The 26,333-nt window shown below is 37.3% G+C and carries 26 protein-coding genes and 1 riboswitch; of the genes, 18 read left to right on the top strand and 8 right to left on the bottom strand.

The window, feature by feature from the left end; all coding sequences use genetic code 11:
• Positions 1-261 precede the first annotated feature (261 nt).
• The gene (locus MHB39_RS19725) at positions 262-2,013 is read left to right on the top strand and encodes a protoglobin domain-containing protein (protein WP_036076931.1); all 1,752 of its coding nucleotides are present in this window, start codon (positions 262-264) and stop codon (positions 2,011-2,013) included.
• A 37-nt stretch (positions 2,014-2,050) separates the two neighbouring features.
• Here the strand turns inward: MHB39_RS19725 and MHB39_RS19720 are convergent, their stop codons facing one another.
• Positions 2,051-2,644 (bottom strand): metallophosphoesterase family protein, encoded by a 594-nt coding sequence (locus MHB39_RS19720; protein ID WP_342545051.1) that lies wholly within the window; start codon positions 2,642-2,644, stop codon positions 2,051-2,053.
• 234 nt (positions 2,645-2,878) lie between these two features.
• On the opposite strand from MHB39_RS19720, the gene MHB39_RS19715 reads away from it, so the two are divergent.
• From MHB39_RS19715 to MHB39_RS19675, 9 genes are all read left to right on the top strand, one after another.
• Complete coding sequence (locus MHB39_RS19715) at positions 2,879-4,375, top strand: long-chain fatty acid--CoA ligase (protein ID WP_016993477.1); 1,497 nt, start codon at positions 2,879-2,881, stop codon at positions 4,373-4,375.
• Between the two features lie 232 nt (positions 4,376-4,607).
• Positions 4,608-5,597: a C39 family peptidase gene (locus MHB39_RS19710; RefSeq protein ID WP_016993478.1), complete on the top strand. Its 990-nt coding sequence runs from the start codon at positions 4,608-4,610 to the stop codon at positions 5,595-5,597.
• A gap of 55 nt (positions 5,598-5,652) precedes the next feature.
• Positions 5,653-6,885, top strand: a complete 1,233-nt coding sequence (locus MHB39_RS19705; protein WP_036076939.1) for a hypothetical protein — start codon at positions 5,653-5,655, stop codon at positions 6,883-6,885.
• Complete coding sequence (locus MHB39_RS19700; protein ID WP_016993481.1) at positions 6,882-7,583, top strand: amino acid racemase; 702 nt, start codon at positions 6,882-6,884, stop codon at positions 7,581-7,583. Before MHB39_RS19705 ends, MHB39_RS19700 begins: the two co-directional genes overlap by 4 nt.
• 213 nt (positions 7,584-7,796) lie before the next feature.
• Complete coding sequence (locus tag MHB39_RS19695) at positions 7,797-8,945, top strand: DEAD/DEAH box helicase (protein ID WP_258860037.1); 1,149 nt, start codon at positions 7,797-7,799, stop codon at positions 8,943-8,945.
• Position 8,946: 1 nt separating this feature from the next.
• Positions 8,947-10,176, top strand: a complete 1,230-nt coding sequence (locus MHB39_RS19690; RefSeq protein ID WP_339280347.1) for an aminopeptidase — start codon at positions 8,947-8,949, stop codon at positions 10,174-10,176.
• Between the two features lie 29 nt (positions 10,177-10,205).
• Entirely contained in the window at positions 10,206-11,108 is a 903-nt protein-coding gene (locus MHB39_RS19685; RefSeq protein WP_339280346.1) for a GDSL-type esterase/lipase family protein, read from the top strand.
• Between the two features lie 139 nt (positions 11,109-11,247).
• On the top strand, positions 11,248-12,405 hold the full coding sequence (locus MHB39_RS19680; protein WP_339280345.1) for an exonuclease SbcCD subunit D: 1,158 nt from the start codon (positions 11,248-11,250) through the stop codon (positions 12,403-12,405).
• Positions 12,402-15,482, top strand: coding sequence for an SMC family ATPase (locus MHB39_RS19675; protein WP_342545045.1), 3,081 nt, complete (start codon positions 12,402-12,404; stop codon positions 15,480-15,482). Before MHB39_RS19680 ends, MHB39_RS19675 begins: the two co-directional genes overlap by 4 nt.
• A 37-nt stretch (positions 15,483-15,519) precedes the next feature.
• On the opposite strand, the gene MHB39_RS19670 is transcribed toward MHB39_RS19675, so the two are convergent.
• On the bottom strand, positions 15,520-15,642 hold the full coding sequence (locus tag MHB39_RS19670) for a hypothetical protein (RefSeq protein WP_004225603.1): 123 nt from the start codon (positions 15,640-15,642) through the stop codon (positions 15,520-15,522).
• 55 nt (positions 15,643-15,697) lie between these two features.
• A complete protein-coding gene (locus MHB39_RS19665) occupies positions 15,698-16,021 on the bottom strand; it encodes a DUF4870 domain-containing protein (RefSeq protein WP_048394810.1) in 324 nt (107 codons plus the stop codon).
• Positions 16,022-16,146: 125 nt separating this feature from the next.
• Positions 16,147-16,254, top strand: a riboswitch (TPP riboswitch).
• 133 nt (positions 16,255-16,387) lie between these two features.
• Here MHB39_RS19665 and thiT point away from each other — a divergent pair.
• Positions 16,388-16,948 (top strand): energy-coupled thiamine transporter ThiT, encoded by a 561-nt coding sequence (gene thiT / locus MHB39_RS19660; protein ID WP_036076950.1) that lies wholly within the window; start codon positions 16,388-16,390, stop codon positions 16,946-16,948.
• 162 nt (positions 16,949-17,110) lie between these two features.
• Positions 17,111-17,866, top strand: a complete 756-nt coding sequence (gene map / locus MHB39_RS19655; RefSeq protein ID WP_131521949.1) for a type I methionyl aminopeptidase — start codon at positions 17,111-17,113, stop codon at positions 17,864-17,866.
• Between the two features lie 29 nt (positions 17,867-17,895).
• Here the strand turns inward: map and MHB39_RS19650 are convergent, their stop codons facing one another.
• On the bottom strand, positions 17,896-18,609 hold the full coding sequence (locus tag MHB39_RS19650; RefSeq protein WP_048394805.1) for a hypothetical protein: 714 nt from the start codon (positions 18,607-18,609) through the stop codon (positions 17,896-17,898).
• A 199-nt stretch (positions 18,610-18,808) separates the two neighbouring features.
• Here MHB39_RS19650 and MHB39_RS19645 point away from each other — a divergent pair, with 199 nt between their 5' ends.
• Both MHB39_RS19645 and MHB39_RS19640 read left to right on the top strand, forming a co-directional pair.
• Positions 18,809-19,633 (top strand): polyphosphate kinase, encoded by an 825-nt coding sequence (locus tag MHB39_RS19645; protein ID WP_048394803.1) that lies wholly within the window; start codon positions 18,809-18,811, stop codon positions 19,631-19,633.
• Positions 19,634-19,793: 160 nt separating this feature from the next.
• On the top strand, positions 19,794-20,381 hold the full coding sequence (locus tag MHB39_RS19640; protein ID WP_054549012.1) for a GNAT family protein: 588 nt from the start codon (positions 19,794-19,796) through the stop codon (positions 20,379-20,381).
• Positions 20,382-20,453: 72 nt separating this feature from the next.
• On the opposite strand, the gene MHB39_RS19635 is transcribed toward MHB39_RS19640, so the two are convergent.
• From MHB39_RS19635 to MHB39_RS19625, 3 genes are all read right to left on the bottom strand, one after another.
• Positions 20,454-21,017, bottom strand: coding sequence for a carbonic anhydrase (locus MHB39_RS19635; protein WP_004225593.1), 564 nt, complete (start codon positions 21,015-21,017; stop codon positions 20,454-20,456).
• Between the two features lie 180 nt (positions 21,018-21,197).
• Positions 21,198-21,332 carry a hypothetical protein gene (locus tag MHB39_RS19630; protein WP_004225590.1) on the bottom strand — a complete coding sequence of 45 codons (135 nt, stop codon included), beginning with the start codon at positions 21,330-21,332 and terminating at the stop codon, positions 21,198-21,200.
• Positions 21,333-21,472: 140 nt separating this feature from the next.
• The gene (locus MHB39_RS19625; RefSeq protein WP_342545040.1) at positions 21,473-22,714 is read right to left on the bottom strand and encodes an aminopeptidase; all 1,242 of its coding nucleotides are present in this window, start codon (positions 22,712-22,714) and stop codon (positions 21,473-21,475) included.
• Between the two features lie 193 nt (positions 22,715-22,907).
• Here MHB39_RS19625 and motA point away from each other — a divergent pair, with 193 nt between their 5' ends.
• Entirely contained in the window at positions 22,908-23,711 is an 804-nt protein-coding gene (gene motA, locus MHB39_RS19620) for a flagellar motor stator protein MotA (RefSeq protein WP_004225583.1), read from the top strand.
• Positions 23,695-24,447 carry a flagellar motor protein MotB gene (motB, locus tag MHB39_RS19615; RefSeq protein WP_131521945.1) on the top strand — a complete coding sequence of 251 codons (753 nt, stop codon included), beginning with the start codon at positions 23,695-23,697 and terminating at the stop codon, positions 24,445-24,447. The genes motA and motB overlap by 17 nt, the downstream gene beginning before the upstream one ends.
• 67 nt (positions 24,448-24,514) lie before the next feature.
• Here motB and MHB39_RS19610 read toward each other — a convergent pair whose 3' ends face one another.
• A complete protein-coding gene (locus MHB39_RS19610; RefSeq protein ID WP_016995366.1) occupies positions 24,515-24,736 on the bottom strand; it encodes a DUF1128 domain-containing protein in 222 nt (73 codons plus the stop codon).
• Between the two features lie 177 nt (positions 24,737-24,913).
• Between MHB39_RS19610 and MHB39_RS19605 the strand changes: the two genes are divergently transcribed.
• Both MHB39_RS19605 and MHB39_RS19600 read left to right on the top strand, forming a co-directional pair.
• On the top strand, positions 24,914-25,240 hold the full coding sequence (locus MHB39_RS19605; RefSeq protein WP_342545037.1) for a YtxH domain-containing protein: 327 nt from the start codon (positions 24,914-24,916) through the stop codon (positions 25,238-25,240).
• A gap of 22 nt (positions 25,241-25,262) precedes the next feature.
• Entirely contained in the window at positions 25,263-26,180 is a 918-nt protein-coding gene (locus MHB39_RS19600) for a YihY/virulence factor BrkB family protein (protein WP_004225576.1), read from the top strand.
• The last annotated feature ends 153 nt before the right edge of the window (positions 26,181-26,333 follow it).

Genomic DNA, 26,333 nt, shown 5'->3' with positions numbered 1-26,333 from the left:
GGAAGAAGGCGCTAAGATCAATCGGGATTTTAGCGTTTTTTCTGCATAAAGACAGTGTTTAACTAAGAAAATAAGAAATTGTCAATAAAGTGGACGAAAAAATAATAATGTGTAAAGAATTAAATGAGCATCTATTTTTGTCTTTCTATTGTTGGTAAAATATATATGTTTTATTAGTTGAAGGTAATAAAGAAAAATCTATAATTGGCTTTAAAATATTGGTAATTTTATTTTACTTTAATACAACTAGGAGTGGGAGCTATGTTCAAAAGGAAGAAGATTAATCAAAGTTATGATTATTTCTCAGCTGCGAAAAATTCAGACATCGAAACAAATGAACGCTTTAAAGAAAAATTGGATTTCCTTGCTTTATCTAGAATTAGGCGAGAATCTGTTGGGTTTTTACGTAAAATTTACGAGAATAATCGACAGCATATACTCGATAATTTTTATGCTCGTCTACTGGAAATTCCAGAGTTTAATCATGTCATCAATACACATTCATCAGTAGAGCGCTTAAAAGGGCTGTTTGATACACACTTTATAAGCTTATTTGATGATGAATTGGATTTAGATTATGTCTTTAAGCGACGGAAAATTGCGTATGTTCATGCTCGAATTGGTGTACTACCAAACTGGATGATTTCTGCCTATACACTGATCAACCAACTAATCATTCCACTGATTGTCAAAGAACTATCTCGTGATGAAGAGAAAATGCTGGATGTTTTATTGTCTTACGATAGCTTAGTAACAATTGATCAGCAAATTATTTTAGAGACCTATATTGAAATTCAAGCAGGATCTGTTGTAAATGGATTAGGTGAAATTATTACTTATAATACACAGTTAGATACCATTAAGGAATTGATTGAATTTCAAGAGATTCAGCAACAGGAGATTGTTGCAGCAGATCAATTAATGCATGAGTTGGACGAGAGTATTGAAGAAATTGCCACATCTGTTGGTGATATTTCAGAGCAAACAAAGCATGCCTTTAAAAAATTAAATCAGGATTTAGAATCATTACAACAAGTATCATCTATTTTACAGACGACTGATGAAGGTCATAAAGCAATGCAGGAAGATATTAAGCGTTTAGTTGAACGTGTAAATAGTGTAGCGAAATTGATGGAATTAATTAAAAAAATAGCAGATCAAACAAATTTGTTGGCTTTAAACGCATCAATTGAGGCAGCCCGTGCTGGAGAAGCAGGAAAGGGCTTTGCGGTTGTTGCAGAGGAAGTAAGGAAACTTGCTGATGATACAAGTACATCTGTCAAATCTATACATACAGATATACAGGAACTACTTCATATTACCCATAATATTAGCTCATTGACGACTCAATTTTCCCAAGATTTACATCAAGGTGTTACAGATACTTTATATATATCACAGACGCTAGCAGAGCTAAATAAAAACTTGCAGCAGCAGGGCGCGCGCTTTGAGGAAATAGCTACAACGACAAAGGTACAGGCTCAATCTGCTACTACTATTTCTGAACGTAACCATACTATTACGGAGAGCATGCAAAAAAGTAAGGTAATCGTTTTTGATATGGGCTCTGCCATTTATAAGTTAAGTAAAATGATTGATGGATACCGATCCACGACGATTTCTAAAAACTTTATTATTAGCCAAGAGGATATTATTGAATTAGCCATTACTGACCATCTATTGTGGAGATGGAAAATCTACAATTTGCTACTAGGCTTTGAAACGATGACGGAGCAGGATGTAGGGTCTCCAAAAGAATCACGCCTCGGCGAATGGTATTACGGCACCGGAAAAAAACTGTTAGGTGATGAGCGTGTTTACGCAGAGTTAGAACAGCCTTTTATTCACGTGCATGATATAGCAAAAAAAGCAGTGCGTGAATACAATGTAGGCAATAAAACGGGCGCTGAAAAATACCTGAAAGAAATTACGGATGAATCGTATGTTGTAATTGAAAAATTAAAAGAGTTAAAGGAAATTTTATTGAGCGAGAAAAAGCAATACATTCATTAAAAATGGAGGGCAAGCTAATATAGACTAGCTTGCTCTTTTATAGATTAATAGGTGGGACACACATAAATGTCACTGTTCGCTTTTGGCTATCATAAAGACACCATTCACGGTGATTGATAACAGAGCCTACATTCACACCATACTGCTTGTCTTGTAACACAATTGGCTGCCCGAAGCGAATACGAATCGGCAGCTTTTTTTGTTGATGATAAAGACCTGATTCGTGACTATGCCCAAAGAAAAATAATGATTTTTGAAAGGGTGGGAAAGTCGGCTGCCAGCTTACATTCCACTGAAATTGATGACCGTGCATAAGCGTGGCCCCATCAATCTCTATTGTCTCAGGTAATGCTTTAAAACGTTCGATACCAGTGACCTGAGTAATACGTTCTTCTTGATTGCCTCGAATAGAGGGGAAGGTTAGCAGTTTTTCAAATTCTCTTTCTATTATGGCCGCCTTTTGCAAAGGTAAGCCAGATATGGTTTGTGCCTTTTTCTTACTAACAGTGCATTCATATAAATCACCTAGCCCAATGATCTTTGCTTCCTCTGCTGTTTGTTGAATATGAGCTAGAACAGCCTTAGTGTCTTCTATATTAGAATGTAAATCTCCTAAAAGTGCATAAAGCATTTAAACCCGGCCTTTCCTAATAATAATCGTACAAGTATCATACACCCAATAGAAATTGCTAGAAAAGTAAAATGTCTAAGAATATTTCGTTAGTTCGGCTACATATTTTGAATGTGTGGAAAAATTGCCAAGAAATACATTGCTTGATAAAATATAATCGTAATTTTCTGAATTTTAAGAAGTTTAATAGTTTCCCATTCGGTAATAAAAAAATGAATGTATGGAGGGCTTATAATGAATATGTTTATGACAGATATTCTTGAAGACTATGCAGGACAGCAACCAAATGCAATTGCAACGTTGTATGATGGAAAAGCATTAAGCTATCATGATTTTTATCAACGTGTAGAAAGATTTGCGGCTTACTTGCAGGAACAAGATTTTGAAAAAGATGATGTGATTGCCTTATATACGCTCAATTCAGATTTATTTTTAATCGCTTATTTAGGTGTCCAATTAGCTGGCTTTATCGTGATGCCTATTAACACTAAATTAGCTGCTCCTGAGGTTGATTTTATTTTTAATCATTCACAAGCAAAGGGCTTAATTTTTGATGAAAGATTAACAGAAGCATTAGAGGACGTTTCCTATTCATTCCAACATACGATCGGATTTCAAGAAATGAAAAACATAATTGAGTATAATAATCGTGCTAGAAAAATTGTGCAATTAGAGGCTCACGATACGGCAGTGGTTATGTATACGTCAGGAACAACAGGTAAACCCAAAGGCGTCATGCTAACGCATCAGAATATCGTGGCTACAGCAGATATCTGGTCGTCTTCTATGAATATGTCTAACAGGGACAAGATGTTTATTTGTACGCCATTGTTTCATTGTGCAGGTCTTCATGTATTTGCTATGCCTATGTTTTATCAAGGAGGAACAGTGGTCATTGAAGAAGTATTTTCACCAACTAAAACATTAGCTCAAATTGTAGCTACAGAGGCGACAATTTTCTTTGGTGTTCCATCTATGTATACCATCATTTTAAATACTCCTGGATTCAAGGAACATAGCTTTAATCATTTACGTTTATTATGTTACGGGGCTGCCCCAATGCCATATGAGCTTGTAAAGCAAGTAAAAGAAGCATTTCCAAATGTAAAGGTTCAAAATCTTTATGGTCAAACCGAAAATTCACCTGCAGCAACCTCTTTATTAGATACGGATGCATTGACGAAAATTGGCTCAGTGGGAAAACCATTAGCACAGACAGAGGTATGTGTAGTTGATAGTGAAGGAAAGACCGTACCGGCTGGAGAGGTGGGGGAAATTTGCGTAAGAGGACCACAAGTAATGAAGGGCTATTTACGCAACCCTGAGGAAACAGCAAGAGTGATTAGAGATGGCTGGCTGTACTCAGGTGATTTAGGACGCTTTGACGAGGAAGGGTATTTATATATTGTAGATCGAAAAAAAGATATGATCATCCGTGGTGGAGAGAATATTTACCCAATTGAAGTAGAAGAAGTTCTATATCAAATGCCAGAAATTTTAGAAGCAGCAGTGGTTGGGTTGCCTCATGAAGTATACGGAGAAGTACCAAAAGCATTTGTAGTGTTAAAGGATGGAAAATCTCTTGATGAAAATTCGATACTATCCTATTGTCAAACACGACTTGCTAAATATAAAGTACCATATGAAATTGAGTTTTTAATAGAATTGCCACGTAATGCCTCTGGTAAGGTACTAAAGCATACATTACGGCCGAAAGTGACAACGATGTGAGTCACTTCAATTATCTCTTAGTATAATTACTGTTCAGATTTTTTAAGCTTACTCGTAAAGAAGGAGATTTGTGTAATTTTGCCGCTCACTTTGGTACAAAAAATAGCTACTAAATCAAGATAAAATAGGAACGGCTATGAAAGTATCGTATAATAGAGTCTACTACGACAAATTGAATAATTAGAATGGCGAAGGGGGTGCTCTTCGCCTTAGAATAGGAGCGGAATTTGTCTTGTGGACGTGGTATAAACGCCTTTTACTTATTGGCATTTTGATTATTATGTTACTTTCAGGCTGTCAGCCATTTTCACGGCAAGATGCTGAACAAAAAAGTCAATTAACGGTTTTAACAGTAGAATTTAATAGCGGGGCACCTATTCCAAATCTTTTCCTTACGGTTACAGATGTACAAACAGGTGATGTAGTGGAAGAAGCAATTGGCTCAGAAGAGGGAGAGGCTGTATTTTCAAAGCTAAAGGCAGGGCGAGAATATGCAATTGCTGCAACCACACTTGAAAATAGTTCGACAAACGATGGGTATACAACAATCGAGAATTTCACTTACGATACAACAAAGCCCTATTATCGATTGGAAACACATTTTTTAAGAGACGATCAGGAGTTAGATGTCCCTGTTGTCATGCAAAATCCTGAGCTGCCACATGGTTGTGAAATTACATCACTCACAGCTGTATTAAATTATTTTGGAATGAACGTGTCAAAACTTGAAATGACTGACAAATATTTACCAAAGCAAGAAATACGAACAGTAGGCAATCAACGTTTTGGACCAAATCCAAATGAAGCTTTTGCAGGTAATCCTCGTGATAAAGCTCGTGGCATGTATGTTTTTGCTGCTCCAATTGTCAAAGCGGCTGAGGCAGTTATTACAGATAAACAAGCTGACTTACATGTCAAAAATATGAGTAACGCCTCACAGGATGATATTTTACAGCTTGTGCGTGAAGGTATTCCTGTCGTGACATGGGTAACGCTAGATTTATCAAAGCCTAAACGAAAAGCAGAAAGAGGCTGGATTTATACAGGGGAAACAACTCCGCATGATGCTTTTATGAACTTACATGCAGTTGTCTTGACGGGACATTTAGGTGATAAGGTAGTCGTAATGGATCCTTTAAAAGGGTATGTTACGTACAATGTCGAACAATTTTTCAAAAGTTATCAGGAATTAGGTAAACAGGCTGTAGCTGTTCATAAATAAGCTACAAATCGTTAGTATGTTACACTAATAAAAAAGCAAAAGTGAGTTGAGTAGAATGGCCATTGAGCACGTTTTTTTACCGGTTTTACTTGGAGATGAAATGAATGCTTATGGCATGGCCAGAGCATTTTACGAAGCCTATGGAGTGAAGCCGCTTGCACTAAACCATACGAACATGGAAAAAATTCAACAAAGTGATTTATGGACTTTTCGTGAGATACCACGACTTCATATCGAAGAAAGATTTGTGACCGCTTTAAAAGCTATTGCGGAGGAGTTCAAAGAAAAAAAATTACTGCTATTAGCCTGTGATGAGTTTTATGTCAAAAAAATCGTTGAACATAAAGAGGAGTTAGTAGAGAATTTTCTAGTTCCTTATGTAGACGCACCACTTGCGCATCAACTTTTAACTCGTGAAAGCATGTATGAACTATGCGCACAATTTGGTTTTCAATACCCTGCCTCACATGTTTGCACGGTGAATGATTATGAAGACTACGACATGCCATTTGATTATCCAGTTGTCATTAAGCCGATGAATATGACAAAATATGCTACTTGTATTTTTCCTGGTAAGAAAAAAGTATATATTGCATATGATAAGGACGAAAAGGACAGTATATTACGTGCTATCTATAAAGAATCAGCTTATCGTGATGATCTGATGATTCAACAATATATACCAGGTGAAGACGCTAACATGCGTGTTGTTAATGCATATATAGGACAAGATGGAAAGGCAAAACTTCTTGCGGTAGGAAATCCTATTTTAGAAGAGCATTCTCCAGAAGGGATAGGGCGTTATGTAGCGATTATGACAACCTATCATCAGGAATTAATGGATAATGTTAAGTCATTTCTTGAAGCGATACAATTCCATGGCTTTGCCACATTTGATATGAAATATGATGATCGTGATGGTCAATATAAATTGTTGAGTATTGAATTACATAATGAACTTTCCAATTATTATGTGACGGCCAGTGGCTTCAATTTAATGCAGTATGTAGCGGACGATTATGTTCGCGGAAGTAAACAACAACTAACATACGTGAAGAACAAGCATCTTTGGACAATTGTACCGAATGGTGTGCTGTTCAAATATGTTCAAAATGAACAACTAGTAATGGAAGCGAAAAGTTTAATTCGTCAAGGTATGGCTACAGATTCTATTTTTAATTATAAGGATATGAATGCAAAACGTTGGTTGAATGTCACGCTAGATAATTTAAGCTTTTATCGCAGCTATAAGAAATATTTTAATAACAAAGGTCTGTCTAACACATGAAAAAACAAACTTTAGGTATAATTGGTGGCGTTGGTCCACTTGCAACAATGTTTATTGGTGAAATGATTGTAAGACGTACGAAGGCACAAAAGGATCAGGAGCATTTACATACCATCATTGATAATGATACAAATATTCCTGACCGTACGGCTTTTATTTTAGATAATACAAAGGATAATCCAGTTCCTGTCATTATTGAGGATGCAAAAAAACTAGCTTCGGTAGGAGCAGACGTAATTGCTATCCCATGTAATACGGCACATACGTTTTATCATGAAATTGAAGAAGGTTCTCCTATACCTGTATTGCATATGATTCGCGAAACAGCGAAGCGTGCTGCTGATTTAGGAGCGAAGCGTGTAGGGATTTTAGCAACAACAGGCACGTTAACGTCACGGATGTATCAGGATGCACTTGAGGAATTTGGTATTACACCAGTTGTTCCAGATAATGAAATGAGATCCTATGTGATGTCGATCATTTATGATTACGTCAAGGCTGGGAAGGATGTTACGCTAGAAGATTGGCAACCGATAGAAGAGGCGATGCTAGCATTAAATTGCGATCGAATTGTATTAGGTTGTACAGAGCTTTCTATTGTTAACAGAGATTTGAAGCTAAGTAACATTTATATTGATTCATTAATCGTTTTAGCTGAATGTGCCATTTTAGCTTGTGGTTATGAATTAGTCGATTAGTCGTTAAATGAATTGAAAAGAATCTGCTTGCTTTTTACGGGTAAGCTACAATTCTTGAAAGAGTTGTGGTCAGCCGTGTTGAGTGAAGCAGATTTTTTATGAAAGCAAGCAATGTTTTCTTGAAACGATTAGACAATTGCTTACGTACATATAAAGTAGGAACCTGCGGAGTGTGTTAAACTAGTGTCAAGTAGATAGAAGGTGGGAAATAACATGTCAGTCATTAATTTATTAAAAGAAGAACTACAAGCAAAATGGAACTTTGAAACACCCATGAAAATTCAAGATGAAATGATACCAGCTATGCTTGAAGGCAAAGATATTGTAGCGGAGTCACCAACAGGATCAGGTAAAACGTTAGCATATGTCTTACCATTATTAAATAAAGTGAATGGGGCAAAAAAGCAAACACAAGGACTGATCGTAGCTCCCTCACAAGAGCTTGCTATGCAAATCGTAGAAGTCATTCGTGAGTGGACAGCTGGAACAGACATTACTGTTCAGCAGCTGATTGGTGGTGCCAATTCTGCTCGTCAAATTGAAAAGTTGAAGAAAAAGCCAACAATTGTTGTTGGCACACCTGGACGTTTAAACGAATTAGCACGAGCAGGAAAATTAAAACTCAAAGAAGTCGAAACGGTTATTTTAGATGAATGTGATCAATTACTAAGTCGTGAATACCGTGTTGTTATTAAATCCTTTATCGAAGGTTCTGCCTATGGCCGACAAGTAGTTGTTGTTTCGGCTACGATTACAGAGGAAATTGAATTAGTGGCAAGTCGTATGATGTTTGAGCCTCTACGTTTTAAAATTAAGCCTGAGGACATGTTAAAGGTCGGTAAAGTTGTCCATTCTTTTGTAAAGGTAGAAGAGCGTGATAAAACGGATTTCCTGCGCCGACTTTCCCATACAGAGGGTTTAAGAGCGCTGGCTTTTGTTAATAATATCGATCAATTATTAATGAAGGAAACAAAACTACAATACCGTTCAGCACCGATTGTTACGCTCCATTCTGATATGAAGAAAGAAGAACGTAAAAAAGCGTTAGATGCATTCCGTAAAGGGGACGCACGTATTTTAATTGCAACAGATATTGCAGCTCGTGGTTTAGATATTGCTGGTTTAACACATGTTATTCATGTTGATGTCCCACGAACAATTGAACAGTATTTGCATCGTTCTGGTCGTACTGGCCGTGCTGGAGCAGATGGTGAAGTATTAACCTTATTATCTTATCGTGATGAAAAAACCTATAAAAAATGGACAAGGGAACTTCCAGGCAAGCCTGTGCAAAAAATATGGCATGATGGCGAGCTGATTGAAGGTAATTCTAAAACAATTGGACAGAAGCGAGGGAAATAGTATGACATTTGAAGAGAAATTACAGGCATATGCAGAGCTTGCAGTAAAAGTGGGTGTGAACATCCAACCAGGTCAGTACTTATTAGTCAATACATCTGTGGATGCTTTAGATTTTGCCCGTTTAGTTGTAAAAGAGGCTTACAAGGCTGGGGCAGGCCGTGTTCATGTAAACTTTTCCGATGATGAATTGGATCGTGCTTATTTTGAGCATGCTTCCGATGAGGAATTTAATCGCTTCCCTGAATGGGTTGTGAAAATGCGTGATGAACTGATTGAACGTAAAGGAGCTCTATTATGGATTGATGCAGCAGATCCTGATAAGCTAACAGGAATTCCAGCAGACAGACTAGCAACACATCAAAAAGTATCAGGGGCAGCATTGAAAAACTATCGCAATGCAGTCATGAAGGATTTAATTGCTTGGTCCATTGTAGCCGTTCCTTCAGTTAAATGGGCAGCAAAGGTATTCCCTCAATTACCAGAAGAGCAGCAGGTGCCTGCATTGTGGGAAGCTATCTTTAAAACGGTGCATATTGGGGAAGGCAATGCAGTTGATAATTGGCGTCAGCATGTAGCTAATTTAGAATCTCGTGCACAGCTTTTGAATAATAAAAAGTATGCAAAGCTTCACTATACAGCTCCAGGTACAGATTTAACAATTGCTTTAGCACCACAGCATAAATGGCTAACTGGTGGTAGTAAAACACCAGAAGATAATGTTTTTGTGGCTAATATGCCAACAGAAGAAGTTTATACACTGCCAATGAAACAAGGTGTAAACGGTTATGTTAGTAATACGAAGCCATTAGTCTATCAGGGCAATATCATCGATGGCTTTAAATTAACATTTGAAGAGGGCAAAATTATTAAGGCAGAGGCTGAAGTAGGGCATGATTTATTGCAAGAGCTTATTCAAGTGGATGAAGGCTCATGCTACTTAGGTGAAGTAGCACTTGTCCCACACGAATCACCTATTTCAGCGTCGGAGATTTTATATTTCAATACGCTGTTTGATGAGAATGCTTCAAACCATTTAGCCATTGGTGAGGCATATCCGACTTGCTTAGAAGGCGGTAGAGACCTAGAAAACGGTCAACTTGAAGCTTTGGGTGCCAATATTTCTGTGACGCATGAAGACTTCATGATTGGCAGTGGTGAAATGGACATTGATGGTATTTTACCTGATGGTACAGTTGAGCCAATTTTCCGCAAGGGTAGCTGGGCTTTTTAACCTTTAGTAAAAAGAAAAGAGGGAAGCAGATGAAACGAATATGTAGCTTGCTAGGTATGACAATATTATTCATAACTTTTTGGGTTTCATCTGCTTTTGCTCAAACAGAAAGCTATGTGGCGATTGGTGATTCCTTAGCAGCGGGTCAAACACCCTACAAAGAAATTGATGTAGGGTATAGTGATTTGATTGCCATGAAATTAAGTTCGATTGGTCAATTATCATTTTATACAAAAGAACTGGCTTTTCCTGGCTTTACTACGGCGGATGTATTAGAACGAATACGAACTGAGGAAGCACAAAATTTATTAGCAAATGCGACACTTATTACAGTTTCGGCAGGGGCTAATGATTTATTACGTCTTGTCCAGGTAAACCCAAATGCAGGGACCTTAGCTTTTTCACAGCTTCAGGCAGATTACGCTTTAAATTTGGCAAGAAAAAATATGATATCGATTTTGGATGAATTAGAAGAACGTGCGCCTAAAGCAAAAATCTATGTTATAGGCTATTATTTTGCTTATCCAACAGTTCATCCGACGCAAAAAGAAGGAACCAATGCCCAGCTAGTTAGATTAAATTCGATATTACAACAACAAGCAGAGCAAGCTGAAGCGGCTTATATAAATGTCTATGATGCCTTTGGATTGAATGCAACTAACTACTTACCAAATAGTGCAGATGTCCATCCAAATTTTGAAGGCTATCGACAAATGGCTAACTCATTTTTACAGGTTTATAGTGGTAGTGGTGCATTAAACATCTCTTCATCAGAATTGCCAGAGCCAAATCCTATGTCATTTGAGGATATCCTCAAGCAACAATCCTCAGTGAAGCCTCAGCAGCAAAAAGTGGTACAACATCAATCTCCACGTACGACTTACGTGATTCAGGGATTCCCAGGATATAAGGCATTTATCAAATACATCTAAATAATTGATATAAGGCATCTTACCTAATAAGATGCTTTTTTCTATGAAAACCAATTTTGGCTAGAACTACTAAACCTTTAGAGAGCACTAGATGGGGAATAGTCATGCTAAAATATAGAGAAGACTAGGAGGTACTAGAATGAAAATATTTCATACAGCAGACTGGCATTTAGGAAAGCTTGTTCAAGGCGTCTATATGACAGAAGATCAACATTATATTCTTCAACAATTTATACAAGCAATAGATGAGGAAAAACCAGATGTAATTATCATCGCAGGTGATTTATATGATCGTTCGATGCCTCCTATTGAGGCAGTTAATTTATTAAATGATGTATTAGCGAAAATAGTATTAGAGAAGAAGATTCCTGTTCTAGCAGTGGCGGGAAATCATGATAGTGCAGGTCGTTTAAATTTTGGTAGTCGTTTAATGAGTGATAGTGGTTTATATATTAAGGGCCAATTTACAAAAAATCATGTACCTATTGTTTTGAATGATCAACATGGAGAAGTGCATTTCCATTTAGTGCCCTATGCGGAGCCAGTAGCTATTCGCAACATCTTTGAAGAAGAATCAATCCGTTCTCATCAAGACGCCATGCAAAAAATTATTGAGCATATCACGGAAGACATGGACACAAGTAAGCGTCATGTATTTGTTGGACATGCCTTTGTGACGAAGTATGGTGAGGAAGAAGCCAATACTAGTGATTCCGAGCGGCCACTTTCCATTGGAGGCTCAGATTGTGTGAATGCAGCTTTATTTAAGTCTTTTCACTATACGGCACTTGGGCACTTACATAAGGCACATTTTGTCTTAAATGAAACCATTCGCTATGCAGGTTCTATCTTAAAATATTCGTTATCTGAGCATTCACATGAAAAAGGCTTTTTAATCATCGAATTAGATGAACAAGGTAATACAACAGTAAGTAAAAGAAAGCTTGTGCCAAGAAGAGATCTGCGAGTAGTAGAAGGTCAATTAGAGGAGTTATTAACGCACACACCAAGTGAGGATTATGTATTTGTTAGATTGACGGATACAATATCTGTGACTTCACCGATGGAACGTATTCGTAGTGTATATCCCCACGCTATGCATGTGGAACGGAAGGTACTAAGGCAAGATACATCACGTGAACTACAAGTGGTAGAGGCTGAAAAACTAGAGGATATAGATTTATTCCGTTCATTCTTCACTAATATTATTGGCGTTCAGCCTGATGAAGATACGGAACGCTTATTCACAGAGATGTTACAGGAATTATTAGATGAGGAGCGAGAGACTGTAAAATGAAGCCATTAAAGTTAACAATTACTGCGTTTGGTCCATATAAAGACACGGAAGTAATTGATTTTCAAGAGCTAGGGGAGCATCGATTGTTTGCCATTTCTGGAAAAACGGGTGCAGGTAAAACAACTATTTTCGATGCTATTTGCTATGCTCTTTACGGATCAGGTAGTGGGGAGGATCGGCAGGATACAGCTTTACTGAGAAGCGGCTTTGCGCATGATGATGTATATACAGCTGTAGAGCTCGTCTTTGAAATGCATGGGAAAGTCTATCAAATAGTACGACAGCCAGGTCATATTAAAGAAAAAAATAAAACGGTTACTGGGAAGAAAATAGAGCTAGCAGAAGTAAAAGAGGGAAAGCTGGATTATAGCATTGTAGAGAAACAGCAAACGCTTGAAGTCGATAAGAAGTTACAGGAAATTATTGGTCTCACAAAAGATCAATTTAGCCAAATAGTGATGTTACCTCAAGGTGAATTTAGAAAACTATTAACCTCTGATTCAACAAATAAGGAAGTAATTTTACGGAAAATCTTTAAAACAGATCGTTTCGGTGTCATGGCAAAAAAGCTTGATGCCAAGCGTAAAGAGGCTGAAAGTGATGTTGAGCGTGCCAAACAATTAAAAGAACATTTACTTGGTCAAATTGTGGGTGCCTTACCACAGCGTTCATCCGCTTTATTCACATTGATTGCTGATAATACAGAGAATCTACATCAACTGACAGAGGCGCTTGATGAGGAGCTTAGCTACTATAAGAAATGTGGAGAAAGTGAACTGCTACACTATGAAGAAGCGTATAGCCTTCATCAAAAAGAGCAGGAATATTATCGCTTAGCAAAAACGCTTAATGAGCAATTCGATGAGCAAGCTAATCGACAGCAGCGGTTGCAAACACTTTTACAACAGCAGGATTCATACCGAGCAAAGGAGCAGGAGATTGCTTTAGCAGAACAAGCAGAGCGACTTACGCTGCAAGAACAACAATGCAAGGATTTACGTGCTGAACTGAATGTAAAAGAACTAGCTTTTCAACAAGCAAAGGTTAAGCAACAGCAATCACAAGAACAGTTGCAAGAAGCACAAGAAAATTATGAGATAGAAGAGGCTAAAGAATCTGAACGACAGCAAATCTTACAGCAGGAAATAGAGATGCTAGCGCTATTACCGAAATTTGAAGCGTATGAACACAATGTACAACAGCTGCAAATAGCAGAGCAGTATGCTGAAAATGCAAAACGAGCAGTACATGATAACCTCAAACTTTTGGAAAATGAACAAGAGCAATTACAGCATTTTTCTCAATCATTAGAAGGCTATGAAAAACAGGTTGAACCCTATGAAAGCTATTTAGAACAATTACCGAAACTACGGGAACAGGTTGCTTTAATCAAGCAAGCGGAGAAATATAAACATGCCGTAGAGTTAGCTAGGCAGGATGTAGTTGCTTCAGAAAGTCTCTATCAAGAAAGTAAAGAGGCTCTTCAACTTTTGCAGCAACGGTGGCTGACGAGTCAGGCTAGTATTTTAGCCAAACAGCTGAAGGAAGGAGAGCCTTGTCCTGTTTGTGGTAGTATGACACATCAGAAAGCACACAATGAGCAACTGGAAGTTATTGAGCTTGCTCAAGTGGAAGCATTAAGAGCGAAGGCATCATCAGACGAGCGTAAGTATTTAGAGAAAGAGGCATTTTTAGCATCAGCGCAGCAACTTCTTCAAGATACATGGCGACAACTCGAAGCTCAACATATTAAACAAGAAGACCAACCACAGATCACCGCTACTTTACATGAAGTGGAACAAGAGATTGCTGCATTAAAAATTATTCAACATCAATTAGCTGATGTGCGATTAAAAATAAAGCATCAGCATGACCGAATAGAGCAGCTACGAAATAAGCATATGAAGCTAGAGCAATATTTAGCAGAGCAGATAAAAGAATGGACAAAATTACAAGCGGTTGTAGACGAACAACTTAAGCAGATGCCCCCTAATTTACCAACTTTACAGCAATTAAAGCAACAACTAAATGAAGTTAGTAAACAGAAAGAAGAGCTTCAAAAAAGTTGGCAAGTGAGTCAAGAAAATTTGCATGCAGCAAAGGAAGCAGCTAGCAATGCAACACTAACTGTAGAAATTGCCAAACAGTCCTTTGAGGAATTACAGCTTAAAATGAATGAAAAGCTTCAGCAATTTTCAGCAGATATGCAAGAAATAGGTTTCGAAAGCTATGAGGCTTATGCAACTGCTAAACGGAGTGCCATACAATTGGATGCACTTCGAAAAGCATGTAGCGACTATGCTTTACAAGTACACACGTTGCAAATTCAGATTACCGAAGGAGCTACATACCTTCAAGGAAAAGAGAAGCAAGATTTAGAGGCGATGGAAGCAAGAGTAGAACAGCAGCGAATTTCCTATGAGGAAGCATTTAAACGTTTGCAACAGATGAATGGCTTTATACAAGCATGCCAAGGCTTTAGTGAAAGGGTGGAAGAAATAGCGAAAGAGCTTCATTTACTTGAACAAGAAGCAGGACGAGTAAAGGAGCTCTATGGATTATTAAATGGACAAAATTCGAAAAAGCTATCCTTTGAGCGTTATATACAAATTAACTACTTAGATCAAATTACAGAAGCTGCCAATATACGTCTGTATCATTTATCAAACGGTCAATTTGAGCTTAGACGTTCAGATAGATTAGAAAAGCATGCGAAGCAAAGTGGCCTTGGTCTTGATGTTTATGATGCTTATACAGATCAATTACGAGATGTCAAAACTTTATCAGGTGGCGAAAAGTTTAATGCTTCGTTGAGCCTTGCATTGGGGATGGCAGATGTGATTCAAAGCTACCAAGGTAATATTCATATTGAAACGATGTTTATTGATGAGGGCTTTGGCTCGCTCGATGAGGAATCACTAAATAAAGCAATCGATACATTAATTGATTTGCAGGATTCTGGTCGTATGATTGGCGTTATTTCGCATGTACCTGAATTGAAATCTGCGATGCCAGCAGTTTTACATGTGGAAAAAACATTAAATGGCCATAGTCAAACCCATTTTGAAGTGAAATAAAACGAAGGCGTATTTCTAAAAGGAATACGCCTTCGTTTTATTTTTTTCGAGTTGTGGTTGTAGGCGTTGTGCCCTTTTTTGCAGCCATTACTTTTTTTACGATAGGAATAACAATAGGTGCTAACTTAACGGCAGTTTTTACAACGTTTGATACTTTCATCCCAAAACAGCTCCTTTTACAATTACTACTACCTGTTTCACTTAAAAATAAAACATTAACGGATAACACGAACAGCCTGAATTATATTCCAAATCACAATACCGAGTGAGACGAGAGCATAGATGGCGAATGAAGCAAACCAAATAATCATCACTGTCTTGTTACTGGAGGTTGGATCTAAACTAAATGTAGAAAAAACAAAGACAATAAAGAATAGAATGCCAAAAACAAAGGGTATTAAATGAGAGACAAGTGCACGAATCGAATGGCTTTTTACATCACTGTCTTTTGTCACGAAATATACAATTAATGGAACGATAAAAGGGGCGAAGAAAATACTAAGATAACTAAAGGCAGCTAAAATTTTTTGATTCTCCATAGTTGTACCTCCTTTTTAAATATTTACGCATGAAAAACAGCAAAGTTTCAAAAAAATGATGTATGGAAGGTTGTAATCCTTCAATCCTTTGCGTACAATGAGAGTGTTCAAATAAATTCAGATGTAACGACCACAAGGGGAGCTGATGATGTCAGCTGAGACTGGGCACGTAATGCCTTGACTCTTCGAACCTGTAAGTTAACGCTTGCGTAGGGATGTGGATAGAAACCGACACTTGTACGATGTGAGGCTCTGTCCTGACATCGTTTTTTCGTCCTTAAAGGAAAAAGGTGTCAGAAAGAGACATATCAGCGCTTTTCTATTCCTGCTCTTGTATCCTACATCGGAACAAAGGAGAGAATATGTATGGACAAAAAAAGACTATTAATGCTAGTGGAGATTGCGATTTTTGCAGCGATAGGTCTCGTACTGGATCAGGTTTCCTTTAAAGTATGGGCACAAGGCGGCTCAGTTAGTCTTGTTATGGTACCAATTATGTTAATAGCATTTCGCTGGGGCTTAGTAGCTGGTCTTACTACGGGACTACTTGTGGGTGTTATGCAAACAATGTTTGGTTCTTATATCGTGCACTGGCTACAAGGATTACTAGATTATGGCGTTGCTTTTACTGTTGTAGGATTAGCGGCGGTTGTACGTGGACCAGTGTTAGACGCTGCTAAACATATGAACAAAACAAAAATGGCACTTTATATAATCATAGGTACCGTTTTCGCAGGCTTCTTACGATACACAGCACATACAATCGCTGGTGCTGTATTTTTTGCCGAATATGCGGGTGACCAAAATGCATGGATCTATTCCATCATCTACAATGGTACATATATGCTACCAGCAACCATTTTAACGGCTATCGTTGGTGTTCTTTTATTTACAGCCGCTCCCCAATTAATGCAAAGAAAAGCTTAATGCTAGTCCCTTCACAGGAGTGGAGGGACTTTTTTGTCGTGAATAACTCTTTTAGCACTTTGCAAAGTAGGAAAGCATACAATATTTAAAGCGTTTATCGTTATACGCATAAAAAGTTATGTTATATTAAAGAATAGATATTAGATGAAAGGGACGTTATACATGATTGTAAAAACGCAAGAAGAGATTGAAGCTTTTAAAAAAATAGGACGCATTTGTGCTGAAATTCGCGAAGCAATGAAAGCTGCCACAAAACCAGGTGTTACAACACTTGAGCTTGATGAAATTGCTGGTCGCATGTTTGCAGAGGCTGGCGCTATTTCAGGACCAAAGGGAGAATATGATTTTCCAGGGTATACATGTATTAGCGTCAATGAAGAAGTAGCACATGGTATTCCAGGAAAGCGTGTTATTCAAGAGGGAGATATCGTAAATATTGATGTTTCAGGCTCTTTAAATGGCTATTTTGCTGACACAGGTATTTCATTTGTTGTGGGTGATGGCTATGAGGACAAAGAAAAGCTTTGCCGTGTTGCTAAAAGTGCCTTTGATCGAGCAATGACAAAGGTAAAGGCTGGATCTAAATTAAATCAAATTGGCAAAGCTGTTGAGCGCGAGGCTAATGCTAATGGGTTAACTGTTATTATGAATTTAACAGGTCATGGCTTAGGTCAATCTTTACATGATGAACCAAACCATATTTTAAATTATTACGATGCATGGGATGCTACTATTATGAAAGAAGGTATGGTCCTTGCGGTTGAGCCATTTATCTCAGCAAAGGCAGAGCATATCGTCGAAGCAGGTGATGGCTGGACATTCGTGACGCCTGATAAATCACTTGTAGCTCAAATCGAACATTCAGTCATTGTAACAAAAGATAAACCAATTATCTTAACGTCATTAGACGAAGAATAGGATGTAATGAAAAAATCCTGCTAACCAATTTATTTTTGGTAGGCAGGATTTTTTTTAATAAATAAAATGCCAACAAAGAGAACACCGCATAAAAATAAAGCGGCTGTAGTGACAAGTAGCTCATCAAAACCATTATGTATGGCGATTCCAATATAAGCCCAAATAAAAACACTTGGATACATAACATCAAAGTGATGGAAACGGATATGTAGCGCAATGGCTCCTCCTAAAGTAAGTAAAATCACTGCCCAAAGAGGCGTACTAAGACCAAAGCCGTTCCAACCATAAGCCGTTAACGTAAAGCTTGTATTTGTGATAAAAATAAATGTCATCCATGCTAAATAAATAGAGAAAGGAATACGACCAAACAAGGATTTGTCCTGAAGAGGGTACGTATTATACAACATAAACAAGTACAAGACTAAGAGTAATGTAATGCCAAGAGAAACAATAAATAACTCATGGTGCCAGACATATATCGTCAATGCTTGTAATATATTTATGCAACTAAAAAGCGCAGACTGTTTCAAAGTTGTCTTTTTCATGTTCATAACTAACCAATAACCGAGTAAAAAATAAATGATAATCCAAATTACATGACTTACACTAACTGGTGCAAATACAACAGAAAAACGATTAGCGATTTCTAGCGAAGATTGACCGTTGATGTTCACGAAAAAGGATGAAAAGGTTAGGATGATTGAGACAAGATAAGAGATTGTCATCAAGATAAACCGAGGCATGTTTTCCTCTCCCTTCGTGTTAGATTGTATAGGGAAAAGACAAATAAGTATAGTACTGTCACTTTTTTTATTATAACGGAAATTTACAACAATGTATCGTGTTGTTTTACTATTAATACCTACAATTTACCATGTCTGATAGGCATCCATATATTTCTTTAGTACAATAAGAATAGCCAAATAAAAGGAGTGAAGTTTCATGACACAAAATTTGAAAAATCTAGATCTAACTGTTGAACTAGACAAAAAGATGTATAAAAAGAAATTAAAAGTACTCCAATATGAAATGTTGAACGCACAACAATTTTTATTAAAAAACAAGATTGGCTTGATCTTGGTATTTGAAGGAATGGATGCAGCTGGTAAAGGTGGCGCTATTAAACGATTAATCGAACGTGTCGATCCCCGCGGTTATGTTGTACATCCTATTTCTGCTCCTCAAGCTCATGAATTACGCTACAATTATTTACAACGATTTTGGAGAAAATTGCCTCAACATGGGCAAATCGCTATTTTTGATCGCTCGTGGTATGGCCGCGTACTAGTAGAACGCATCGAAGGATTCGCAACAAAGGATGAATGGTCTCGTGCTTATGAAGAAATTAATAATTTCGAGAAGATTTTAACTGCTGGAGATTACATAATTATTAAGTTCTGGCTTCATGTTTCAGATGAGGAGCAATTAAAACGCTTCAAAGAACGTGAACAAAACCCTTATAAATCTTGGAAGTTAACAGCCGAGGATTGGCGCAATCGAGATAAAACACCTCAGTATATTGAAGCAGCAAATGCGATGTTTGAAAAGACAGATAAAAAAGATGCACCATGGGTCTTAGTCGCTGGAGATGACAAAAAGTATGCACGTGTTCAGGTGCTACAGGAAACTATTGCACACATTGAACGAGAGGCTCAAAGACGTGGTCTTCATTTAACAAATGTGTTAGACAATACTCAACTAGAGGATGCTGATTCCTCCAGCTTAGAAATAGTAAACGAGAAAAAGAAAGAACAAAAAACTAAATAATTGAATTGTGCTGCTATGACAATAAGACATAAGCTGTTTTGGTTGTAGCAGCCTGTTTTTTTACATACAATGAAATATAAATAGGGTTTGCAATTATGGCTTGTAGCCAATGAAACAAAGAGAAACGTATTGATTTTTATTGGAAGGCTAGTGTGGAGAAATGGTGCTTAAAATTTGGAATCTATTAAGAAAAAAGGGTGGGAATGTGGTAACAATAAAGGGGGAAAAATGCTACATCCGCACATTCCAAGAAAAAGATGCACGAAGTTTAACGGGTCTCGTAAGCCGTAATAAATACTTTTGGTCTATATACGAGCCACTGCAAAGACCTGAATACTATACAGTCGATGCTCAATACAAAAAAATTCAAGAAAGTCTCTATTTAATGGAGTCTAAGCGTGAATTTACTTTTGGTATTTTTGAGCATAGTACAAATAATCTAATAGGGCATATTGCACTTTATGCTGTCAAACGCTTACCGTACTCGAGTGCATTTGTTGGCTATGCGATGGATGAGATTTATGTTGGAAAGGGCATTGTCACAGAAGCTGTGAATATGGTGGTCCGATTTGCATTTGAACAAATTGGTCTACATCGTGTAGAGGCCTACGTATCGACACAAAATAATGCCTCCATGCGTGTATTAGAGAAGGCTGGATTTCAGCAGGAGGGTCTGCTAAGAAAGCTACTGTATATCAATGGTCATTGGGTAGATCACTATATGTATGCACGTTTAGAGGATGAATAGAAAAATAAGTGCCTATCTTCTACATAGAGAGGATAGGCACTTGCTCTTTTATGAATGTATGAAGAAATAATTTTATTGTTTATTTCCATCTTCAATTAAATCTAGATGACCTGTATTTGGATCAATTATTAAACCATGAACAGGTACGTCTTTTACCATTAATGGATGATTACGAATTGTATCGACACTTTTCTTAACACTTGTTGCTACATCACCGAAACCTCGTAAAAACTCTTTCAAATCAAAACCAGAATATTCCAACATTTTGATTGTTTCTGGATCGATGCCTCGTTGTACCATTTCGCTAAGCATGGCGTCAGGATCAACCGCACTCATACCACAGTCATAATGTCCAACAACATACACTTCATCAGCTTGTAGGCCGTAGACAGCAACTAATAAACTACGCATAACTGCACCGAAAGGATGGCTCACTAACGCACCAGCACTTTTCACTATTTTTACATCGCCATTACGCAAATTCATCGCTTTTGGTAAAAGCTCTACAAGACGAGTATCCATACAAGATAAAACAACAATACGTTTATCAGGATATTTCGTAGTGATGAATGGCTCATATTTTTTTTCTTGTACAAACTCTTTGTTAAATTCTAGAATATCTTGTAACATTGTCATAAATATTGCTCCCTTCCTTACAAAAAATATTGTAGAGCAAAATTTTCAATATGCAAACAATAAAGACTTTATTCAGATAATTTTTACAATAAAGGAGCAGTTTCATACGCTTTAGTAGATGAAATAACTTGTAAGCTATAAAAAAACAGCTACCTATAAATAGTAGCTGTTTTTTACACATTAAAATTTTTCGTTTGGCTTTGGATCTACAGTTACTGAAGACTTGCTATCTAAACCAACTTGTAGGTAGTGGATGAAGAATCCCGTTGAAATTAATAAAACTGCTGAAAAGCCAAGAACAGTTGTAATGAACATTATTAGAGCTCCTCTCTACTTAAATGATCTACTAAAATTCCCTAAAACAATTATACAATAGGTTACTAGGAAAATCTAAGGATAATTTATGACAACCTTAACATACTTAGCCTAGAATACTATTAGTAGGAATGGATTATTTAGAATGCCCAATTTCCATCACGGAATATTGGGTCTATTTGATCATCATGTGTTATTCCATCTATATTCATTTTGGTAGAGCCAATCATAAAGTCTACATGTGTCAAGCTTTGATTGAGACCATGCGCGCTTAGTTCCTCAGAAGTCATTTCTTTGCCGCCCTCAATGCAAAAAGCATATGCACTACCAATGGCAAAATGATTGGATGCGTTTTCATCAAACAATGTATTGTAAAATAATAGGTCGGATTGTGAAATAGGTGATTGATGTGGTACTAATGCTATCTCACCAAGGTAATGAGAACCTTCATCTGTTTCAATAAGAGAAGCTAAAATTTCTTGGCCTTGCTCCGCCTTGACGTCAATGATTCGACCATCTTTAAATGTTAGTGTGAAATTATCTATAATATTGCCACCATAGCTTAAAGGCTTAGTGCTTGATACATAACCATTAACACCTGTTTTTAACGGTGCTGTAAAAATTTCTTCAGTTGGCATATTGGCCATAAATGTTTGGCCTTGTGTACTTTTACTACTACCTCCTGTCCACACATGATGTGGAGGCAGTTCAATTATTAGATCCGTGCCTGGTGCCGTATAGTGCAGTGACTTAAATTGCTTTGCATTTAAGTAATCAGCTTTGCTATGTAATTCCTGATCATGGGCATGCCAAGCTTCAACAGGATTTTCAACGTCTATACGTGTGGCTGCAAAGATAGCTTGCCATAATGCATCTATTTGCTGTTCTTCTGGTAGGTGAGGGAAGACCTTTGCTGCCCAAGCTTTAGAAGGAGCAGCAATGACCGACCAGCTAAATTTATCTGCTTGCAACCAATGATAATAGTTTGCAAGTGCTTGGCCAGATGCTTTTTGGAATGCCATGATTCGATCACGCTCAATACCTTTTAATAAATCTGGATTTTGTGAGCTAATGCTTAAGAAGGCAGCACCGTGTTCAGCTAACCATTCACGTTCCTGCACTTTCCATGGTGGGAAAAAATCAAATGAGTCTTTTGGTGCTCCTTCATAGCGAGCACGTACAAGTTCATCATCGGATATATCGACAAAAACTTGTTTTGCACCATTTTTATAGGCTATTTTAGTAATTATTTGTGCGAGTTTTAGATTATCAGTCGAACAGCTTATATAAAGATACTGATCTTTTTGGATATTTACTCCTACTTTCACCGCTAACTCTGCATATTTTAGTAATTTTGTGTCAAACGATAATAACAAAATCATATCCCCCTTCAATTTAAGACAGTTAAGTGTATTATTCTTAATTCAATATAATCAAAAATGGTCGAAATGTGAATAAAAAGCATTAATTACATCGAAAAATATATGAAATACATTTATACTAGAAATATATATATTTAAAATATGGAAAAAAAGACGAAATAACATTAGATAGTAGAGATTTGGAGGTTCTAGAATGGATAAGTCGTCGATTATAGGGTTAATACTTGCTTTAGTAGCATTATTAACAGGGATGGTAATGAAGGGTGTAAGTTTATCTGCATTTTATAACCCTGCAGCTATCCTAATTATCATTTTTGGTACTATTTCCGCAGTAACAATTGCCTTTCCTATGCAGGAGTTAAAGCGTGTGCCAAAGCTATTTAAAATTCTTTTTAAAGAAACAAAATTAGCAAATGATATAGAGATTATTAAAATGTTTTCACAATGGGCTGACTTAGCTCGTCGCGAAGGGCTACTAGCACTTGAAAGTAAGGCTTCAGAGATTGAAGATCCATTTTTAAAAAATGGCCTTACATTAGCAATTGATGGTCAAAATGCTGACTACATACGTGATGTCCTAACAGAAGAAGTAGAAGCGATGGAAGAGCGACATACTAGTGGAGCAGCTATTTTTACGCAAGCAGGTACATATGCACCTACTTTAGGGGTTCTTGGTGCAGTAGTAGGGTTAATCGCCGCATTGGCTGATATGAATGATATCGAAAAGCTAGGACATGCTATTTCAGCTGCCTTCATGGCTACACTACTCGGTATCTTTACAGGGTATGTTTTATGGCATCCATTTGCGAACAAGCTAAAGCGTAAATCTGCTTTAGAGGTAAAACAAAAGAGAATGATGATTGAGGGTATCCTTTCAGTATTAGAAGGGGAGGCACCACGTGTTATTGAACAGAAACTATCATCATACTTAACAATGGAAGAACGTCGTCAAATTTCTGGTGAAAGCGGGGCGGGTGGCCTTGGCAAAGAAAGCTAAGAAAAAAAAGCATGATGAACATATTGATGAATCTTGGTTAGTGCCATACGCAGATATTTTAACTTTGCTGCTAGCCGTGTTCATTATTTTGTTTGCCTCAAGTTCAGTCGATCAAGAAAAGCTAGAAAGAATGTCGGCAGTTTTTAATCAAGTCTTTGATGGTGGAACTAGTTTTCTAGAGCAACCTGCACCAGTCCCTACTCCGAATGCGGATAGCGACCAAACGCCACAGCAAAACTCTGCCTATTTAAAGGATCAACAGGAGTTAGCTGAAATAAAAGATAGTGTGGATAATTTTATTGCAGTCAATGAAATGGAAGGTCAATTTGCCACAGAAATGACGGATGAAGGGTTGCTAGTGACAATCCGTGATAGTATTTTATTCGATCCAGGGCAGGCAACAGTTAAACCTGAGTATGTCCCTATTGCCAAAGAGCTATCAACTATGCTGGAATCTGATCCAGCTCGAAATATTGTCATCACAGGTCATACAGATAATGTGCCAGCAGGTCCGAATTTCACATCGAATTTTCAGTTATCTGTAATGCGTGCAACTAAATTTTTAGAACTGCTTATTGAAAGTAATGACAAATTAGATCCTACGCGCTTTAGTGCAAAAGGAAACGGTGAGTATCGTGCAATTGCACCAAATGACACAGCCGAAGGACGTGCGAAGAATCGTCGTGTGGAAGTATTAATTCAACCATTAGTTACTGAGGATGGTTCAGAAACTTAGAGTACACAGTAATAAAAGAGCTATTAGCAGCAGACAAATGTCTTAAGCTAATAGCTTTTCATTTTACCTATTTACGCAAAGATCCTAATTCAGCAACAATCGCTTGCATTTCGCTTGGACTAAAAGTTTCTCTCTTCATAACCATTTCATATAGATACACTAAATCTTCATAATTTGCTTCATCGAAGTTTTCAGATTTCATTGCATCGACATTCACCATACGAAGCTTGTCCTTCATTTGATCAACCATATACACAACGTTTTCTTTAGATGGAACTGATAAATCCATTTTTTACCCTACCTTTCGTCATCCTCGCACATATCATTTCATTGAATAAAAAAAATGTCAACTCTGTATTTAGGCATTGCTTTAAAAATAGACTGTTATTGGGTAGAATAAGGGCAGAAGACTGTTTATTTATGAAATAATAGGGAATATGCAACTATACAAGCAGGGGGTTTTATTATGGGTCAAAGTAAATTATTAGTATCTATTGTAGCAGGAGCAGCTGTAGGAGCAGCATTAAGTATGTTAGATCACGCTACACGAGAAAAAACAATTGCCTCAACAAAAAAGATGAAGGAAGCCATCTCATACTATGCTGCAAATCGAGAAGAATTGCAGGTTTTGGTAGAGGAAAAAGTACTAGCAGCAAAGGTGCTTTGTGAAAGTGTGTCAGATAATGTCAACACAATTGCTGAAAAGGTGGATGAATTTAAGGATTTACCTACCACGATACAGGGAATGATTGAAGATACGAAATCAGCCTTTACTTTACCTCATAAGGAGTAAAGGTCGTTTTAGGAGGAAATGTATGGAAAAGAATAAAGCAACATTGCATAACGCTTTTGGGTTTGTTAAATCGTTTGTCTCTCCAGAGGAGGGAGCGATTGATATTATGACATCCAAGGGTTTTATCCAAGATTTAATAGGTCGGCTCAAGCGAGTTGAAATATCTGCGCTTGCTGCACAATTGGCTTATTTCTTTTTACTATCGTTCTTCCCCTTACTTATTTTCTTGGTGACACTCCTACCATATCTTAACTTAGAAACAACTCAGGTCTATTCATTTTTAGTGAATATATTACCAGATGAAGTGTATAAGCTTATTGAAAATACACTGAATGAGATTTTAACAAATCGCAACAGTAGTTTACTATCGATTGGGGTTTTAGGTACAATTTGGTCTGCATCTAAAGGCATTAATGCACTGCTTCGTGCTTTAAATAAAGCCTATGATACAGAAGGGAGAGCAGGCATATTAGATAGGGGTTTATCACTAGTTTTTACAATCGCTCTCGTTATTGTTATTGCTGTTGCTCTCTTATTACCGGTCTTTGGTCAGCAAATTGGACATTTCCTATTCTCAATCGTCGGAATAGAGGAGCAATTTGAATCAGTTTGGCATAGATTAAGATGGTCAATCCCGCCATTATTGATTTTTATCGTATTAATGGGCATCTACTGGTTTGTGCCAAATACAAGTCCACGTTTGAAAATAATGGGCGTATGGCCAGGAGCGTTATTTGCCACACTTGCTTGGTTAGCAGTCACGTATGGTTTCTCTTTTTATATTAATAATTTTGCAAATTACTCTGCTACATACGGTAGTATTGGTGGCGTCATTATTTTAATGCTCTGGTTATACTTTACGGGAATCATTTTAATCTTTGGAGGCGTATTAAACGCTACAATGCAGAAAAGAGCACTTCAAAAGGAAATTCGTCGATAAGGAAATGAAAATTCATTAACAAAAGCCTCGCTAAACTCCTAGAGAGTAGCGAGGCTATTTTAACTTGATTTTAGCTGATTAAATGCATCAATTATTCAATAAAAGCCTCAACGGATGGTGCAGGAAGAGTAGCTTTTAAGCAAGCTGGACTCA

Origin of the sequence: Lysinibacillus sp. FSL K6-4013 (genome assembly GCF_038630435.1) — a bacterium.
GTDB classification, from domain to species: Bacteria; Bacillota; Bacilli; order Bacillales_A; family Planococcaceae; genus Lysinibacillus; species Lysinibacillus boronitolerans.
This window is presented reverse-complemented; position numbering and strand designations above follow the sequence as displayed.